This window comes from Bacillus sp. 01N45 (assembly GCF_056399205.1).
Genome location: NZ_JBFTQW010000005.1, coordinates 91,394 through 108,419, shown reverse-complemented (window position 1 = coordinate 108,419; position 17,026 = coordinate 91,394). Strand labels below are relative to the sequence as shown.

The following is a 17,026-nucleotide window of genomic DNA, read 5'->3' as shown; positions in this document are numbered from 1 at the left end:
GAATAGACATAATTTGTCGTTGTTATAGTAATATCGAAATTTGTCAAATTATACTGGGAGATTTACAAAGGGATTTTCGGGAAAGTAGAGAAAATCTTTTTACAAGGAAAACTTTTTATTATAAAACGGGTAGGGTGATAGAAGTGATTAGGGAGATCAAAATAGAAGATGCAGCACCATTTTTGCAATTAAGTAAGCAATTAGATGAAGAAACGAAATTTATGCTATATGAACCAGGCGAAAGAAAATTTACAGCCGAGCAACAAGAACAAATGATTCATCGCTTTATAGAAAATGAATATGCAACAATATTCGTAGCAGTTGAAGAAGGAAGTATAGTAGGGTTTATTTTAGTGAATGGAAATCATATTCAAAGAAAGAGACATGTAGCAAGTATTGTAATTGGTATTTTGCAAGAGTATAGCGGGCGAGGTATTGGGACGAGATTGTTTAAAGAGGCTGAGAAGTGGGCAAGATTACATGATGTATGGCGTTTAGAATTAACGGTAATGGCCCACAATACAAGAGCTCAGGCACTATATAAAAAAGTTGGATTTGAGAAAGAAGGTGTCAAAAGAGCAGCTCTTATTATCGGTGGAGAGAACATCGATGAGTATGAAATGGCCAAATTATTAAAATAAGAGGTCGTTATATGAAAAAAAGATGGATACTACTTGGTATCGTAGCGATGATACTCATTGTTGGAGTAGCAGGAATCAATTATAAAATGTATAAGGATAAGCAGGCGCGCGAGGTAAATGTGAATAACATATTTCCGAAAGCGAAAGAAACGATTGCCAATATGGATGGTGATATTGCGGTAATTAGTAATCCGAATTCGATGCTTGTGCTTGTGAATAAAAGTAGACGTTTACCAGATGGATACAGACCGCCAGATTTAGTTATTCCGAAAGTGCGCTACTCAAGTGAAGGTGATCAAGAAAAGAAAAAAATGAGGAAAGAAGCAGCAGGGGCGCTAGAGGAAATGTTTCAGCAAGCTGATAAGGAGCATATTTTCTTATTTGCAGTATCGGGATTTAGATCTTTCGATCGACAAAAAGCATTAAATACGATGTATAAAAAGCAAGATGGAGAAGTAAAAACAGCGATGTCGAGTGCGGTTCCTGGTACGAGTGAACATCAAACAGGGCTTGCTATGGATATTACATCTCAAGCTGCTAAGTTTCAGCTAGAGACAATTTTTGGTGAAACGAAAGAAGGGCAGTGGCTGTCTGAAAATGCCCATAAATTTGGGTTTGTAATTCGATATACAAAAGAGAAAGAATCGCTTACGGGCTATCGATATGAACCATGGCACGTAAGGTATGTGGGTAACCCACAAGCTACATATTTATATGAAAATCAGCTGACGCTTGAAGAAGTAACGCAGTGAGCAATTGAGGGGAGAGAAGGATTATGACGGTGTTATATAAGAAAAAAGTACACGCATATGTGACAAGAGAAAAAGAAGGAGTTATGCAACTGCTTGTTTTTAAACATCGTGATATACCTGAAGCTGGTATACAAGTACCAGGGGGAACAGTTGACGAAGGGGAAACGTTAGAAGCAGCAATTTTACGTGAAGTACAGGAAGAGTCTGGATTACGTCATTTATGCATAGAAAGATTCCTAGCCGATTACATCATACTTGTGAAAGAGAAAAAGGAATATCAAAAGCGGCATTTTTTCCACGTAACTTTACTAACAGATGTAAAAGATGATTGGGAACATATTGTAAGTGCCGGTGAGGAAGATCAAGGGTTAGTATTTTGCTACGAATGGATTGATATTGCAAAATGCCCTGCACTAGCTGGGAAACAAGGTGAGTTTTTACATTTGTTAGATGAGGTATATGTAAAGTAATAAAAGAGTCTGAAGCGGAAAATTAATCGTTTCAGACTTTTTTATTTTTCAGGAAATAAAAGGTTTTTACATTGGTAAGTTGAACTCTTTGAAAGGGATTGTAGTTGTATATGCGAGGAGCGGAGAAAATGAAAAAGTAATAGATACACGTTATCAATAAAAGCTTTTAAAGAAGGAGAATGAAGATGGAGATTCAGTTCAATGCTCGATTACAAAAAGAATTAACAATTCATGATATACAAGTAGCGATGGAAGCTGGGCAATTAACTTCAAAAGAATTAGTTATGTATTATCTTCATAGAATCGCGAAATATGATCAAGAAGGGCCAAAAATCAATTCTATTTTAGAAATCAATCCAGACGCTATTTTTATTGCAGAAGCGTTAGATTATGAAAGAAAGACAAAAGGTGGACGGGGACCATTACATGGTATACCTGTTTTACTTAAGGACAATATTGAAACGAATGACTCTATGCATACAAGTGCAGGTACGATTGCCCTGGAACAAAATATAAGTAGTGAAGATGCATTTCTCGTTACGAAACTTCGAGAAGCAGGAGCAGTAATAATAGGAAAAACAAATATGACAGAATTAGCAAATGCAATGTCTTTTGACATGTGGGCTGGATATAGTGCAAGAGGTGGACAAACAATCAATCCATATGGGACGGGCGAGGATGATATGTTTGTTGGTGGCTCTAGTACGGGGGCTGCGATTGCAGTTGCTGCTAACTTTACAGTAGTATCTGTTGGAACGGAAACGGATGCTTCTATTTTAAGCCCGGCTGTTCAAAATTCTGTAGTCGGTATTAAACCGACTGTTGGTCTAATTAGTCGTAGAGGCATTATTCCGTTCACGTATTCGCAAGATACAGCTGGTCCATTTGCTAGAACGGTTACAGACGCTGCTATTTTGCTAGGGAGTTTAACTGGGGTAGACGAGAAGGATGTAGCTACTCATAAAAGTGAAGGTATAGCAGAACATGATTATACAAAATATCTTGATGTTAACGGTTTACATGGAGCAAAGATTGGTGTATATAGCAATGCACCAAAAGATTATTATGAAACTGGTGAATATGATGAAAAATTGTTTAAGGAAGCGATTGAAGTATTGCGTAGTGAGGGAGCAACAGTAGTAGAAAATATTGATATTCCGTCTTTTCATAGAGAATGGAGCTGGGGAGTATCGCTCTATGAATTAAAGCATAGTTTAGATAACTATCTTTCTAAATTACCTTCTACTATGCCAGTACATTCTATTTCAGAGTTAATGGCGTTTAATGAAAACATAGCTGAAAGAGCTTTAAAATATGGACAAACTAAGTTAGAAAGAAGAAAAGATTTTCCTAATACGTTAAGAAATCCAGAATATTTAAATGCAAGATTAGCAGATATATATTTTTCACAAGAACAAGGTATTGATTTTGCACTGAAAAAATATGATCTTGATGTGATTCTATTCCCTTCCTATATCGGCTCGACTATATGTGCGAAAGCAGGTTATCCGTCTATAGCGATACCTGCGGGATATATGGATAACGGAAGACCGTTTGGAATTACTCTTGCAAGCACTGCTTTTTCTGAGGGGACCTTGATTAAACTAGCATACGCTTTTGAACAAGCGACAAAGCATCGGAAAATCCCTAACTTATCATGAATAAAATAAAGTGAAATATCTTTTTTCTCTGTTTTATCATATTTTAATAAGTTAAATGATAAACAAGCAGAGCACAATATAAGGATAGAAGCGAGAATATAAATAGTACGAACACCGAACAGGTCGGTAATAATGCCAACGCTAAGCATAGAAAGACCAGAAGCTGTTGAAAGAAGTGCGCCGTGTGCTGTATACATTTTGGATAATAAAGAAGGAGCGACGCTGGATTGTAAAACCGTCGTTTGAGAAATATCTCTAATTTGATAACATGGCCCCATTAGAACGCATAGAAAAAGCGCAATAAACCCGCTACTTGTCATACCATATAAAAATGTAAGAATACTAAACATAAGGGAGCCTATCGCCATGGAGCGTATTAAATTGTTTTGAATGTATGTACTCATTTTCCACGCTAATATCCCGCCAATTAACGTCCCCGCATAATAACTTGTGTTAATATATCCCCACCATTCTTCTCCTTTATGAAGGGCAGTTGTTACATAAGCCATCGTAATAGCGCCGATCCATATCGTCCCTGCGAAAGTCTCAATTAAGTCCATACATGTAACGGTACGGAGAGAGGGGTTCTGAAATAAGAGTTTCCAACCTTCCAGTAAAGCAGCGCCTTTTGAAGAAGAAGGTTCAATTACTCGTTCAGTATGTATGGAACGTAATGAAACGTGTAGTGCAACACACCCAAAAATTATCAAAATGTTATTCATCATGAGTGTAGAAGTAGCACCGATAAGAAGAACTATAACACTTGTAAATGAATAAGCAGCGGCTTGCGCAATTTGTGTGGAAAAGGAAAAAATATTATTTACTTTTACTAATTGTTCTTTTCGTGTAAGGCGAGGAAGGATACCGTATAATAACGGTGCGCTCCAGCCGCTACATAAAGAAATGAAAAAAATGAAAATGAATAGTGTTACAACGTTTGAGGAAAGGGCTGGGAATAATATCATTAATAAAAATAATAGAACAGTTTTTGTCCATTGTAGTGTGAAAAGTAAGGAATAAGATGAAAAACGATTCATGATAAGTGGTGCAGATGTATTTGCTATAAGATTAGTTATGACTTGTACTAATGGAAAAAGCGCGGTTAATGTAGCTGATTTCGTTGTGATATACATATGAGTTGTAATAATCATGATGTATACGATGTCAGCGAGAGTAATGCATATTTTAGAGCCTAAATAGTAAATTAGTGAACGATTTTGCAATAAGTACACAACCTTCCTGAGGAAAAACCTTCCAATAGTTAGGATAATTATAATTTGAAAGTTGGAATTGTGAAAGAATTTAATTTTTTGTCATTTTTTGAAAGGAAATGTCATGTATAATGAAGAATATATTAATATAGTATTTTATTGATGCTTTTTATAACAGTGAATATGTACAATAGCTTGTAGTAAATGCCCCGGTATAAGAAAGGGCGGATAAACCATTCTTTTCTTCATATACATATAGAAAATGAGAAAGAAAGCGAGGGTTGCATATGGCTGCTTGGGTAATTTGGTTTATAATAGCTGGTATTTTATTTATTGCGGAACTGTTGTCGATTACGTTTTATATGCTTTGGCTTGGAATTGGAGCTGTTGTCGGAGGTCTAATTGCTTTGTTTGCCCCTGAAGCACTACTGTTACAAGTTGTTGCTGGTGCGATTGTAAGTTTAACATTGACTTTCTTTACGAAAAGAATTTCAAAAAACTTTCGAGAAGCAAAAGGTTTTACTGATACAGTAGATTTGCTTGTCGGTAAAAAAGGCATTGTTATGCAAGCGATTACAAATGAAGCGAATGGTATTGTGAAGGTGGATGGAGATACTTGGACAGCTATTGCAGATGATCCAATTGATGTTGGAGAAAAAGTTATTGTTATAAAGAGGAATAGTACTATATTACAAGTTAAAAAGGAGAGTGAATAAATATGGCAGTAGCATTAACATTAACGATTATTTTAGCACTAATTGTTGTTACATTTATCGCGTTAACAATTAAAATTATTCCACAGCAAAAAGTTGGAGTCGTTGAAAGATTTGGTAAGTTTCAACGTGTTATGCAGCCAGGATTAAATTTATTAATCCCGATTGTAGATCGAGTTCGTGTATATCATGACTTACGTATTCAACAAACGAATGTACCACCCCAAAAGGTAATTACGAAAGATAATGTACAAGTAGAGATTGATACAATTATTTTCTATCAAATTGTGGAACCGGAACTTGCGACATATGGTATTTCAAACTATGAATATGGTGTTCGTAACATTACTTCTGCAACGATGCGTCAAATCATTGGTAATATGGAACTGGATGAAACGTTATCAGGTCGTGAAAAAATTTCAACAGAAATTCGCTTAGCACTTGATGAAGCAACAGAAAAATGGGGCGTTCGTATTGAACGTGTTGAAGTTGTTGATATTAATCCGCCGAAAGATGTGCAAGCATCAATGGAAAAACAAATGAAAGCAGAGCGTAATAAACGTGCAATCATTTTAGAAGCTGAAGCTGCAAAACAAGATAAAGTTCTTCGTGCTGAAGGGGAAAAGCAAAGTAAAATCTTAATGGCTGAAGGTGATAAAGAAGCACGTATTCGAGAAGCTGAAGGTATAAAAGAAGCAAAAGAATTAGAAGCGCAAGGGGAAGCAAGAGCGATTGAGGAAATTGCAAAAGCAGAACAAAATCGAATTGAATTACTTCGTGCAGCAGATTTAGATGAACGCGTACTTGCTTATAAATCATTTGAATCATTGATTGAGGTTGCAAAAGGGCCAGCAAATAAAGTCTTTATTCCATCTAATGCAATTGAGACGCTTGGTACTCTCGGGGCCATTGGAGAAATCTTTAAAGAAAAACAAGCGAAGAAATTGCCTTCTTCAGATACACAAAAAGAACAATAAGAGTGAAAAAGAGAAATGGAATGCCGTTTCTCTTTTTGTTTTTATCTAGATAAAAAATATTAGCCTCTTTGCTACTATGAAGATGGATTTTCTTTTCACTTTTAAAAGAATTATAAGTTTAGAGTGCTTGTAATTGTTAAGTGGAATAACTCGTTTATTAAAACGGGTTGAACAACTGTACAGTAATATATTTTTGTAATAGAAAATTCAGAGTATGATATAATGGGATTTTGTGGATATTAAACGAGGGAGTGGAGAAAAAATGCAAATACTGCTAATACGCCACGGAGAATCAGAAGCTGATATCTTAAACGTACATGAAGGGCGAGCTGACTTTGAATTAACAGAAAAAGGAAGACAGCAAATGCAAAGGCTTGTACAGAAAGTGAAAGCAGATTTTCCACCAGATTTCATTTGGGCAAGTACATTAAAGCGTGCTCGTGAAACTGGTGAAACGTTAGCTGAAGGAATTGGATGCCCAATTCAACTAGAAGAGGAATTAATGGAGTTTAATAACGGAGTGCAAGCAGGCTTATCTTTTGAAGAAGCAAAGAAATATCCAGAGCCAAAGTTTCTTCATGACCGTTTTGAAAATGGGGAATCATTTATTGAATTTAGAATGAGAATAGAAGGAATCTTTTCTAAAATCGTGACAGAGAATACGTATGAACGGATAGCAATCGTTGCACACGGTGGTGTAATAAATAGTCTATTACGTGCGTTTTTCAAAATGCCCATTTCAATGGACTATTATTTTAAAATGGGAGATACGGGAATAAGCTTAATTGAAATTGATGGCGAACAAAAAACGGTACATTTCATTAATGATACGAATCATTTGGACGGGATGTAAAGACCCGTGTACAAAGTAGTGTTTTTTGATGTTGACGGTACGCTTTTAAGTGAGATTGATAGAAGTATGCACGAAAGTACAAAAGAAGCGATACAAAGATTAATAGATAAAGGAATTCACGTAGTTGTTACAACAGGGAGACCATATAGCTTATGTTCACAATTTAAAGAGCTGGGCATACATACAATTATTTCTGCAAATGGTGCACATATTAAGTGTAGGGAAACAGTTCTACATAAATCGGTACTTTCAAGTGAAATCGTTCATGATATCTCAGAGTTTGCAGAATTACATGGTCACGGCGTTTCTTATTTTACTGAGGGTTTTACAATGAACGGAATAGCCTCAGATAATGAGCGTGTAATGCAAGCACTTAGCGAGACGTTAAATTTAGGGGAGTACCCTGAAAAAAGCAAGGATTTGTCTGAAGAGATCTATTGTTTATGTTTGTATGCGGATGAAATAGAATCTCAAAAATTTATTGAAAAATACCCAATGCTTACATTCGACCGTTTTCATGGTTATGTCATAAATGTATTGGAAGATAATAAAGTATCGAAGCTCACCGCAATTCAAAAAGTATTGGATCACTTAAACATTTGTAAATCAGAAGCAATTGCTTTTGGTGACGGTGGAAACGATATTGAGATGTTGCAATATGTAGGATTAGGAATTGCGATGGGGAATGGCGGAGAAGTACTAAAAACAAAAGCTGATTTCGTTACAAAGAAGGCGAGTGAAGGTGGTATTTTATTTGCTTTAGAGAATTTTCATGTCGTCTAACATACCTTTATTGGAATAAAGGTATGTTAGGATCTTTAATGTGCTCGCACAATAAAATATGAATTTGCCCACGATGATGATAAAAGTGGGCAACAATTTCAAGTAACCATTCAAAGCGGGAATAAGAAATACCCCAATAAGCAGTCTTCATTTCCGCTAATTCTTCATTGGAATAGGATAAAAAAGTTTTAGAAAGTACATCGTAGCCCTGTAGCATCGTTTTTTGCATTTGCGTAATTGTTTCGGGTGTTTGTTCTTTATAGAAAGTGTGTAGTTGTTTTTCAGTACTACCATTTAAAATGAGTAAATCCGCATGGCAAATCAGAGAAAGGTGTGCACACATTTCAAATAAAGCTCGCTTCGAGTGAATTGGTTGTATTTTTAAACTATCTTCATTATATTGGTTAAGCATTTGAATAGAAGTATCAACAGCAACTTGTAGTTGATGCAATGCAGATTGTACAAACATTGTAATTCTCCTCTTCTCCGTATATAATAGTTTCTTAAGGGTATTATATCATACTCAAAATTCCGAAAATTCTAGTAGTTTGACTAGCATATTGAAAAGTATTATATTGTAAAAGGTCATATGAAACGTGAAATAGAATGGAATGCAATTATTGAGTTAGGAGTTAGACCAATGAGTTTGAAATATGGAAGAGATACAATTATTGAAGTTGACTTAAATGCAGTAAAACATAATGTAAAAGAATTTAAAAAGCGTGTGAATGATGAAAATATTGCAATGATGGCTGCTGTAAAAGCAAATGGGTATGGTCACGGGGCGGTTGAAGTTGCGAAAGCTGCTATTGAAGTAGGAATAGATCAGCTTGCAGTTGCATTTGTAGATGAAGCGATAGAGTTAAGAGAAGCAGGAATTAACGTGCCGATTTTAATTTTAGGTTATACATCAGTAGCAGCTGCGGAAGAGGCAATTCAATATGACGTTATGATGACTGTTTATAGAAGTGAAGATTTACAAGGTATAAATGAAATCGCAAACCGTCTTCAAAAGAAAGCGCAAATTCAAGTGAAAATTGATACAGGAATGAGTCGTATCGGTTTACAAGAAGAAGAGGTTAAACCATTTTTAGAAGAATTAAACCGTATGGAGTATGTAGAGGTAGTAGGAATGTTTACACATTACTCTACGGCAGATGAAATTGATAAATCATATACGAATATGCAAACAAGTTTATTTGAGAAAGCTGTCAATGCAGCAAAAGAATTAGGAATTCATATTCCATATATTCATAGTTCAAATAGTGCAGGTTCAATGGAGCTTAGCAATACATTTCAAAATATGGTTCGTGTAGGTATTGGAATATATGGAATGTATCCTTCAAAAGAGGTAGATCATGCAGTCGTTTCTTTACAGCCTGCGTTGTCATTAAAATCAAAAGTAGCTCATATTAAACATGCGAAGAAGAATCGCGGTGTAAGTTATGGGAATACGTATGTAACGACTGGTGAAGAATGGATTGCAACTGTACCGATTGGCTATGCTGATGGATATAATCGTCAGTTATCTAATAAAGGGCATGCATTAATAAATGGAGTTCGAGTACCTGTTATTGGCCGTGTTTGTATGGATCAACTTATGTTAGACGTTTCAAAAGCAATGCCAGTACAAGTTGGGGATGAAGTAGTATTCTACGGTAAACAAGGTGAAGAAGAAATTGCGGTAGAAGAAGTAGCGGATATGTTAGGTACAATTAACTATGAAGTTACTTGTATGTTAGACAGAAGAATCCCGCGAGTGTATAAAGAAAATAATGAAACGGCTGCTGTCGTAAATATACTAAGAAAGAACTGAATCGTTATGATTCAGTTTTTTTATTTTTGACAAATGAAAAATGTTCTGTTTGTACCGTGTAATTGAATGTTCTTAAAACCTACAGATTCCAATGAAGAAATTATTTCTTCATTGGAATAACAAGCTTCCTCAAAAGAAAAGTCACTTCTTTTCCAATTATTATCTATGTTATGTTGAAATAGTATAAAGTTCATTTCTGCTTTTTTATTTTCTTTATCATATGTAGAATCAATTGTACATACATATTCTTCCGCTGAAATATGAAATGAAGCAATCCAATTTTCAAGAAAACATTTCTCCATATTCATATCAAATACGAATGTACCTTCGCTATGTAATACGGAGTAAACATTATGAAAAACATTTTTTAATTCATCTAATTTTAAAATATGGTTTAAGCTATCGCCAGTAGAGATAACATAGTGAAATAACGAGCATCATCGACGATAAAGGTTGCGTCTGGCGCGTTTTGACGTGCGTATTCAATCATTTGAGCAGAACCATCTATACTAGTTACTAAAAAAGTATTATCAATTAATTTCTTAGTAAGGTGACCAGTCCCGCAGCAAAGATCTAAAATATGAGAATGTGGTGGTGCATATTGTAAAACGAGTTTTTCCAAAAGTAGATAGGAGTGTTCAGCATAATGCCCCCAATGTTTATTATAAATGGATGCGAAAATATCATGATCAGAATAAATTAGTTTTTTACACATATGTATTCACCTCAAGATTCATTACATTATAATAGTCATGCTTCTTTTTCATTTCAAAACCACATTGTGTATATAGTTTTAAAGCGTGGTTATTTTTCGTTTCGACGTCTAATTCAATTGTTGAAATTCCTTTTGTAATAAGGGTATGTACCATATAACTAAGAATATCTTTTCCGTATCCTTTACCTTGATAAGAAGGATGAACGGCGAATCCTGATAGTGTAGTAGATTGTTCTTGCTCAGAAACTGTAATCGTTCCTATCACTTTTTCGTCGATAAGAGCACAGTAAACTTGATAGGAAGGGGAATTCATCATTTTTTGTAACCATGTAGCGGTATTTTTTGCTGAATCTCCAAAAGCTTTACTGGAAATTTCAATAAGATCAAGAAGTGACCCTGAAGATGCAAGAGTAAGCTGTATAGAATTCTTTGTTGTTTTTTGAACTTCTTTAGCTTTGAACTCCATACTATATTCACTATATAAATAAGGTAACTTCATATGTCTTGCAAATTCTTTCCCAGAAGCAGAATCCCCATTCATAATAAGAAGAGCTTCATCTGCCGCTCTTATTCGTATTTCTTTCATTGCGGTTTGTAAAAGAGTAGTGCCTATATGTTGTTTCCTATAGTTCGGATGAACAAACCCTATTAACTCCAGTTTTGTCGGTCTTTCAAAATCATACATACTTAATGCACCGATTAATTGAGTATTATCATAAAATAGGAAATCATATACCTCTTCATTATTGCGAGCAGTTAAAAAGTTTATATGTAAATCTGATGAGTAATCAATTTGATCGTGTTGCCCACAAATATGAGCTAAATTTTTCATTTGCTGAATTTCGTTTGCTATTAAAGATTTCTTTTGTTCAATATTCATTTCATAACCCCTCTCATTCGTATTTAAAAATAGGATGGATGACTAAGCCACTTTTTTAACTCCACACTGCCCTGAACAGATAATAACCGGTACAAATATCGATAGGGAGGTCTACATTCTGCAAGATGAGGAAGGGGCATAATGGTTTCGTAACCTTGTTTAAAAGCATGTGCCTCTTTTTCTGTAAACACATATTCTAAGCCGATAAAATCAAACTCCCGGGGAGCAACGGCATAGGCTTCTGTATCTACTAATCCCGTAATAGTTGTACCATCTGATAAAAACTGAGTAGGGTCCATATCAATTAAAACGAGCGTTGATTCCTTTGGTGCTGGTAAGGAAGAAAGTTGTGATTCAAAAGTAGGAAATGCATTTTGTATGCTTTCATTATCGGAATAAAACATATTCACAAGCTCTTTACTCACATTTAAAATGTGTGATTGGAATTCATCTAGTGTAATTTGGAAGGAACCTGACACATTTCCTATGTAATCGGCTTTAAATGTATGTATTTCTGCAAGCCCTTTTCCTAGACTGAATAAAATAGAATCTGGTTGCCCGATAAAAGATTGAACTGTGTTACCTACTAACTTTTCGGCTACAACGAATTCACGGCCATTTAAAATATGTTTTTCTAATATTGTTGGGATAGGAAGATTAGTATGTTCTTGCAGCAATGTATGTACAGCTTTTAAATGATGTACGTTCCTTGGATCAATTCCAAATAGGTTTTTACATCCCCACCAAAAATCATTATTTGGCTCTTCATTCATTTTAGAAGAACGAACGATGACTTCTGCATCTTCTGTTCGGACGAGAAACACATCGCTTGCATGGTCTTCATAACCTGGGTGTAAAGCTTGAATAGATAAAATAGGTGAAGTGAATAGTTGGTGTAGCATGAAGTTACCTCTTTTTCTGTAAATTCTATAAATTCATTATATAACAGAATATGTTCCAAGTGGATAATGATGAGGACAACTTAGAACTTAAATAAATTTATAGTGAGAAATCAGTGTGGAAATTATATTTTTCTACTTTTGTATGAATTATCAAAATAATGTTTCTGATGATAAATCTGTAAAAATGCCTGAATATAACTCCCGTATTTTTCAATAAATGAAAGGTTAAGCATACTTTTATAAGAGTTATAATGTAGGTTATGAAAAATATTTCTCAATAATAAAATGAAGTGAAAAATATGAAGAAGTAGAATAGATTCCTTTATAATAGTTTTAAATTAATTAATATAATTAACTATTAATATTGTTAGATAGGAGAGAATATGATGGCAAATGTACTCGTAATAAATTTTCCCGGAGAAGGTCATATAAATCCGACTTTAGCTATTGTAAGTGAGTTAATTCGGCGAGGGGAGACAGTTGTTTCGTATTGTATTGGAGATTATAGAAAGAAGATTGAAGCAACAGGTGCAGAATTCCGAGTGTTTGAGAATTTCCTCTCTCAAATTAATATTATGGAACGAGTAAATGAAGGTGGGAGTCCTTTGACGATGCTATCTCATATGATTGAAGCATCAGAGCGTATTGTGACTCAAATTGTAGAAGAAACAAAAGGGGAAAAGTACGATTACTTGCTATACGATAATCATTTTCCCGTAGGACGTATTATAGCCAATATTTTAAAATTACCTAGCGTTTCTTCTTGTACAACATTTGCTTTTAATCAGTACATTAATTTTAATGATGAACAAGAATCAAGACAAGTAGATGAAACGAATCCGTTATATCAATCTTGTTTAGCGGGAATGGAAAAATGGAATAGGCAGTATGGAATGAAATGTAATAGTATGATATTATGAATCATCCTGGTGATATTACTATTGTATATACTTCAAAAGAATACCAGCCGCGTTCAGATGTATTCGATGAATCGTATAAGTTTGTCGGCCCATCAATTGCTACTCGAAAAGAAGTAGACAGCTTTTCTATGGAAGATTTAAAAGATGAAAAATTGATTTTCATTTCTATGGGAACAGTTTTTAATGAACAACCTGAACTATATGAAAAATGTTTTGAAGCGTTTAAAGATGTAGAAGCGACAGTCGTATTAGTTGTTGGTAAGAAGATAAATTTAAATCAATTTGAAAACATTCCGAATAACTTTAAGTTGTATAATTACGTACCGCAATTAGAAATATTACAGCATGCTGATGTATTCGTGACACACGGTGGTATGAATAGTTCGAGTGAAGCACTATATTACGGTGTCCCGTTAGTTGTAATTCCGGTAACAGGAGATCAGCCTTTAGTTGCGCAACGAGTGAGTGAAGTAGGGGCTGGAATAAGGATTAATCGTAAAGAATTAAGTTCTGAATTGTTACGTGAGACTGTAGAAAAAGTAATGGATGATGTGACATTTAAAGAAAATAGTCGTAAAGTTGGTGAGTCCCTTAGAAATGCTGGTGGGTATAATAGGGCAGTTGATGAAATATTAAAAATGAAAATGAATTCATACTTAAAACTTAAATAAATGTTTGGAGCACACTTACTGTAATACGTAAGTGTGTTTCTGTAAATAAATTACATAAAAAATCACTGTAAAGGTGAAACTTTTGTGTATATAAACTCATATCTTTGAATTAGTAGTAAAATTACGTTAAAATAATACTAAGAAAATATATAAGTTTTGGGGGTAATGAATGAAAAGAGTATTTGAATACGTATTATTAACAATTGGATCGATTATTGTAGCGGGTTCATTAGAGCTTATTTTAGCACCTAATGGCTTAGTAGATGGTGGGGTAACGGCCATTGCTATTATGGCAAATAAAGTTGCTGGATTACCGCTTTACGGAGTGTTTTTAGGACTTAATATTCCTATCCTGCTATTTACCGCAAAAGTAATGGGGAAGAAGTTCTTCATCCGTACATCTTATGCAAATGTAGTTACAACACTTGGATTAATCTATTTAAAACCATTTCCGGCGATTACAACTTCTGAATTATTAATTGTACTTTATGGTGGCGTACTGTTTGGAATAGGCGTTGGGATTGTTGTTAAAATGGGTGGCGCAATAGATGGATCAGAAATGTTAGCGGTTTGGATGAACAAACACTTTAAAGTACCGATTAGTACATTTTTACTTGCTGTAAATGCAGTTATTTTCACATTTGTAGCGATTTTATTTTCAATCGAACAAGCGATGTTCTCATTAGCAATTTTCTATATTGTTACGAAGATGATTGATTTCATATTAGATGGTATTAACCAAGGAAAGAGCGTCATGATTATTTCTGGTAAAAATAAAGAAATAGGCGATCTGCTTATGAAAGAATTGCAATTATCCGTTACGTATCTACATGGAGAAGGTGGTTTTTTAGGAGAACATAAGAGAATCATTTATTGTATTACAAACCGTTTCATTTATCCAAAAATGAAAGATCTCGTTCTCTCTGTAGATCCAACTGCTATCATTGAAGCTTCCTATTCAACAGAAACAACTGGTGTTAAGCGGCCAGGAAGGGCAGCGAGATCAGAAAAATAGTGAATGAAAATAGCTCCACGTAAGTATAACTTACGTGGAGCTATTCTTATTTAGGGAACCAGGCCTTTCTCAGTAATTGAACTACAGTTTCGATACGATCCTCTGGAATACTGCCAAAACCGAGCAATACATACGATTCATCCATTACATTATGAACAGAATCGTATGTGGAGAGAGGGTATAACTTAATACGTTCTTTTGCGGCTGCATGAATAAGTTCTTGTTCATTCATCCCGTTATGAACGTGAAGTACAATATGAAGTCCGGATTGTTCACCGAGTATATGAACGTTATTTCCCATCTCGTTTGTAATAGATTTAATTAAAGAAATATGTTTTCTTTTATATAACGTCCGACTTCGGTTAATATGACGTTCCCAATCACCATTTTGAATAAAGGTGGCAAAGGTAAGTTGCTGCAGCGTAGAAACAGTTTGTTTAAACATACCACCAAGCTCTTCATAGGCTCTTAACAGATGAGGTGGTAAAACAATATATCCCATTCGTAAAGAAGGTAAAAAAGATTTCGAGAAAGTTCCCATATAAATAACACGTTCATTTGCATCTAGTCCTTGTAAAGAAGGAATAGGTTTTCCTATATAACGGAATTCCCCGTCGTAATCATCTTCAATAATATAGCCCTTACAATCATTCGCCCATTTTAATAACTCGAGTCTTCTAGATAATGGCATAATGATTCCAAGTGGAAATTGGTGAGATGGAGTGACATACGCTACATTGCAACCCGATTCACGTAAAGCGGAAATATGAATTCCTTTATCATCTAAAGGGATGGGGTGAACGGTAAGACCAGAACTTTGAATCATAGCAGGAATACGGTGAAATCCAGGGTTTTCGATTCCGAATTCCTTTTTTGAACCAAGTAGTTGAAGTAGTAGCCAAAGAAGAGGCTGCGTACCTGCTCCAATAATAATTTGATCAGGTGAAGAATGTACCCCGCGAGCATGATATAAATACTTTGAAATATGTTCTCGTAGAACGAGCTCACCTTGTGGATCTTCCTTAGCAAATAATTCATTTTCATACTGAAATAAAGTTTCGTGTATTGCTCTTTTCCAGTTTGTTATCGGAAAAGCTTTTTGATCAATAAGTCCTTGACTACAATCATAATCATATTGTTCGTTTTCTTTATTGTTAGCAATGTTTGACGCAATTTGCTGTTTCTTTTGAATGACATCCATATCAACTTCTGCAACAAAAATCCCACGTTTCGGTTTGCTTTCTACATACCCTTCAGCTAGTAATTGTTGATAAGCGGATTCCACTGTAATACGGCTCACATTAAGTTGTACTGCTAAATTTCTGTGAGAAGGAAGGCGTGTACCGGCACATAGTGATCCATGAGAGATTTCTCGTTTCATATATTCATAAATTTGTAAGTAAAGGGGTGTTTTACTTTGTAATAATAATGGGATAGTCAGATCCATTCGTAGACGCTCCTTTTCATACTGGCCTTATAAAAAAGGATAAAACTGTCACTTAAGCTAAGGGCAGTGGCTTTCTATAATGATGATATAACATTTAGAAAATTTTATAAATAGTAAGGGGAGAATCAAAATGAATATTAGAGAAGTAGTAACAGAAACGGATTTACATGATGTATTTCCCGTATTACAGCAGTTACGAACGAAACTTTCAAGAGAAGAAGCAAGTTCTTTGTTTCAAAAAATGAAAGAAGAGAATTATAAACTATTTTCGCTACGTAATGAAGAGGATGAAGCAGTTAGTCTAGCCGGTGTAGCGATTTGTACGAATTTTTATAATGAGAAACATGTTTTCGTATATGACCTTGTAACAGCAGAAGCACATCGTTCAAAAGGGTATGGGAATGTATTACTCTCCTATATAGAGAACTGGGGAAAAGAAAACGAATGTGAGTCCATCGTTCTTACATCAGCGTTTCCTAGATTAGACGCTCACCGCTTTTATGAAAGAGAAGGTTATGATAAGGTAAGTTTTTCTTTTTATAAAGAATTATAAAGAAGGATAGGTTCTATATGACATAATATATAGAACCTATTTCATT

General features: G+C 34.8%; 15 protein-coding genes and 3 pseudogenes. 12 read left to right on the top strand and 6 right to left on the bottom strand.

Annotation, left to right across the window (positions count from 1 at the left end):
• Positions 1–143 precede the first annotated feature (143 nt).
• From AC1DMU_RS13495 to AC1DMU_RS13480, 4 genes are all read left to right on the top strand, one after another.
• Complete coding sequence (locus AC1DMU_RS13495; protein WP_141542753.1) at positions 144–641, top strand: GNAT family N-acetyltransferase; 498 nt, start codon at positions 144–146, stop codon at positions 639–641.
• An 11-nt stretch (positions 642–652) separates the two neighbouring features.
• The gene (locus AC1DMU_RS13490) at positions 653–1,393 is read left to right on the top strand and encodes a M15 family metallopeptidase (protein WP_088063125.1); all 741 of its coding nucleotides are present in this window, start codon (positions 653–655) and stop codon (positions 1,391–1,393) included.
• A gap of 23 nt (positions 1,394–1,416) precedes the next feature.
• On the top strand, positions 1,417–1,863 hold the full coding sequence (locus tag AC1DMU_RS13485) for an NUDIX hydrolase (RefSeq protein ID WP_076537077.1): 447 nt from the start codon (positions 1,417–1,419) through the stop codon (positions 1,861–1,863).
• Positions 1,864–2,048: 185 nt separating this feature from the next.
• The gene (locus tag AC1DMU_RS13480; protein ID WP_215559036.1) at positions 2,049–3,524 is read left to right on the top strand and encodes an amidase family protein; all 1,476 of its coding nucleotides are present in this window, start codon (positions 2,049–2,051) and stop codon (positions 3,522–3,524) included.
• Positions 3,525–3,532: 8 nt separating this feature from the next.
• Here the strand turns inward: AC1DMU_RS13480 and AC1DMU_RS13475 are convergent.
• A pseudogene (locus tag AC1DMU_RS13475) lies at positions 3,533–4,747 on the bottom strand (MFS transporter); the annotation flags it as partial.
• Between the two features lie 275 nt (positions 4,748–5,022).
• On the opposite strand from AC1DMU_RS13475, the gene AC1DMU_RS13470 reads away from it, so the two are divergent.
• The 4 genes from AC1DMU_RS13470 (at position 5,023) to AC1DMU_RS13455 (ending at position 8,061) form a co-directional block, all read left to right on the top strand.
• On the top strand, positions 5,023–5,451 hold the full coding sequence (locus AC1DMU_RS13470) for an NfeD family protein (RefSeq protein ID WP_087982739.1): 429 nt from the start codon (positions 5,023–5,025) through the stop codon (positions 5,449–5,451).
• Between the two features lie 2 nt (positions 5,452–5,453).
• Positions 5,454–6,425, top strand: a complete 972-nt coding sequence (locus AC1DMU_RS13465; RefSeq protein WP_088063126.1) for an SPFH domain-containing protein — start codon at positions 5,454–5,456, stop codon at positions 6,423–6,425.
• Between the two features lie 262 nt (positions 6,426–6,687).
• Positions 6,688–7,278: a histidine phosphatase family protein gene (locus AC1DMU_RS13460; RefSeq protein WP_476941518.1), complete on the top strand. Its 591-nt coding sequence runs from the start codon at positions 6,688–6,690 to the stop codon at positions 7,276–7,278.
• A 6-nt stretch (positions 7,279–7,284) separates the two neighbouring features.
• Positions 7,285–8,061 (top strand): Cof-type HAD-IIB family hydrolase, encoded by a 777-nt coding sequence (locus AC1DMU_RS13455; RefSeq protein ID WP_088063127.1) that lies wholly within the window; start codon positions 7,285–7,287, stop codon positions 8,059–8,061.
• A 7-nt stretch (positions 8,062–8,068) separates the two neighbouring features.
• Here the strand turns inward: AC1DMU_RS13455 and AC1DMU_RS13450 are convergent, their stop codons facing one another.
• The gene (locus tag AC1DMU_RS13450) at positions 8,069–8,530 is read right to left on the bottom strand and encodes a DinB family protein (RefSeq protein ID WP_088063128.1); all 462 of its coding nucleotides are present in this window, start codon (positions 8,528–8,530) and stop codon (positions 8,069–8,071) included.
• 171 nt (positions 8,531–8,701) lie between these two features.
• Between AC1DMU_RS13450 and alr the strand changes: the two genes are divergently transcribed.
• A complete protein-coding gene (gene alr / locus AC1DMU_RS13445; protein WP_033662679.1) occupies positions 8,702–9,877 on the top strand; it encodes an alanine racemase in 1,176 nt (391 codons plus the stop codon).
• Positions 9,878–9,897: 20 nt separating this feature from the next.
• Here alr and AC1DMU_RS13440 read toward each other — a convergent pair.
• From AC1DMU_RS13440 to AC1DMU_RS13430, 3 genes and pseudogenes are all read right to left on the bottom strand, one after another.
• Positions 9,898–10,592, bottom strand: a pseudogene (locus tag AC1DMU_RS13440) (class I SAM-dependent DNA methyltransferase).
• Positions 10,585–11,472, bottom strand: a complete 888-nt coding sequence (locus AC1DMU_RS13435; RefSeq protein ID WP_215559037.1) for a GNAT family N-acetyltransferase — start codon at positions 11,470–11,472, stop codon at positions 10,585–10,587. Before AC1DMU_RS13435 ends, AC1DMU_RS13440 begins: the two are co-directional and overlap by 8 nt.
• A gap of 23 nt (positions 11,473–11,495) precedes the next feature.
• Positions 11,496–12,374, bottom strand: coding sequence for a protein kinase family protein (locus AC1DMU_RS13430; RefSeq protein ID WP_088063130.1), 879 nt, complete (start codon positions 12,372–12,374; stop codon positions 11,496–11,498).
• A gap of 386 nt (positions 12,375–12,760) precedes the next feature.
• On the opposite strand from AC1DMU_RS13430, the pseudogene AC1DMU_RS13425 reads away from it, so the two are divergent.
• Together AC1DMU_RS13425 and AC1DMU_RS13420 are read left to right on the top strand one after the other, a co-directional pair.
• A pseudogene (locus AC1DMU_RS13425) lies at positions 12,761–13,965 on the top strand (macrolide family glycosyltransferase).
• A gap of 169 nt (positions 13,966–14,134) precedes the next feature.
• Complete coding sequence (locus tag AC1DMU_RS13420; protein ID WP_000831975.1) at positions 14,135–14,980, top strand: YitT family protein; 846 nt, start codon at positions 14,135–14,137, stop codon at positions 14,978–14,980.
• Positions 14,981–15,026: 46 nt separating this feature from the next.
• Here AC1DMU_RS13420 and pdxR read toward each other — a convergent pair whose 3' ends face one another.
• The gene (pdxR, locus tag AC1DMU_RS13415; protein WP_088063131.1) at positions 15,027–16,427 is read right to left on the bottom strand and encodes a MocR-like pyridoxine biosynthesis transcription factor PdxR; all 1,401 of its coding nucleotides are present in this window, start codon (positions 16,425–16,427) and stop codon (positions 15,027–15,029) included.
• Between the two features lie 130 nt (positions 16,428–16,557).
• On the opposite strand from pdxR, the gene AC1DMU_RS13410 reads away from it, so the two are divergent.
• The gene (locus AC1DMU_RS13410) at positions 16,558–16,980 is read left to right on the top strand and encodes a GNAT family N-acetyltransferase (protein WP_088063132.1); all 423 of its coding nucleotides are present in this window, start codon (positions 16,558–16,560) and stop codon (positions 16,978–16,980) included.
• The last annotated feature ends 46 nt before the right edge of the window (positions 16,981–17,026 follow it).

What these genes read in the sequence shown, in the direction of transcription:
- AC1DMU_RS13490 (WP_088063125.1), top strand. Translation starts at nt 653, where the DNA reads ATGAAAAAAAGATGGATACTACTTGGTATCGTAGCGATGATACTCATT.
- AC1DMU_RS13485 (WP_076537077.1), top strand. Translation starts at nt 1,417, where the DNA reads ATGACGGTGTTATATAAGAAAAAAGTACACGCATATGTGACAAGAGAA.
- AC1DMU_RS13480 (WP_215559036.1), top strand. Translation starts at nt 2,049, where the DNA reads ATGGAGATTCAGTTCAATGCTCGATTACAAAAAGAATTAACAATTCAT.
- AC1DMU_RS13470 (WP_087982739.1), top strand. Translation starts at nt 5,023, where the DNA reads ATGGCTGCTTGGGTAATTTGGTTTATAATAGCTGGTATTTTATTTATT.
- AC1DMU_RS13465 (WP_088063126.1), top strand. Translation starts at nt 5,454, where the DNA reads ATGGCAGTAGCATTAACATTAACGATTATTTTAGCACTAATTGTTGTT.
- AC1DMU_RS13460 (WP_476941518.1), top strand. Translation starts at nt 6,688, where the DNA reads ATGCAAATACTGCTAATACGCCACGGAGAATCAGAAGCTGATATCTTA.
- AC1DMU_RS13450 (WP_088063128.1), bottom strand. Translation starts at nt 8,530, where the DNA reads ATGTTTGTACAATCTGCATTGCATCAACTACAAGTTGCTGTTGATACT.
- alr (WP_033662679.1), top strand. Translation starts at nt 8,702, where the DNA reads ATGAGTTTGAAATATGGAAGAGATACAATTATTGAAGTTGACTTAAAT.
- AC1DMU_RS13435 (WP_215559037.1), bottom strand. Translation starts at nt 11,472, where the DNA reads ATGAATATTGAACAAAAGAAATCTTTAATAGCAAACGAAATTCAGCAA.
- AC1DMU_RS13430 (WP_088063130.1), bottom strand. Translation starts at nt 12,374, where the DNA reads ATGCTACACCAACTATTCACTTCACCTATTTTATCTATTCAAGCTTTA.
- AC1DMU_RS13420 (WP_000831975.1), top strand. Translation starts at nt 14,135, where the DNA reads ATGAAAAGAGTATTTGAATACGTATTATTAACAATTGGATCGATTATT.
- pdxR (WP_088063131.1), bottom strand. Translation starts at nt 16,427, where the DNA reads ATGGATCTGACTATCCCATTATTATTACAAAGTAAAACACCCCTTTAC.
- AC1DMU_RS13410 (WP_088063132.1), top strand. Translation starts at nt 16,558, where the DNA reads ATGAATATTAGAGAAGTAGTAACAGAAACGGATTTACATGATGTATTT.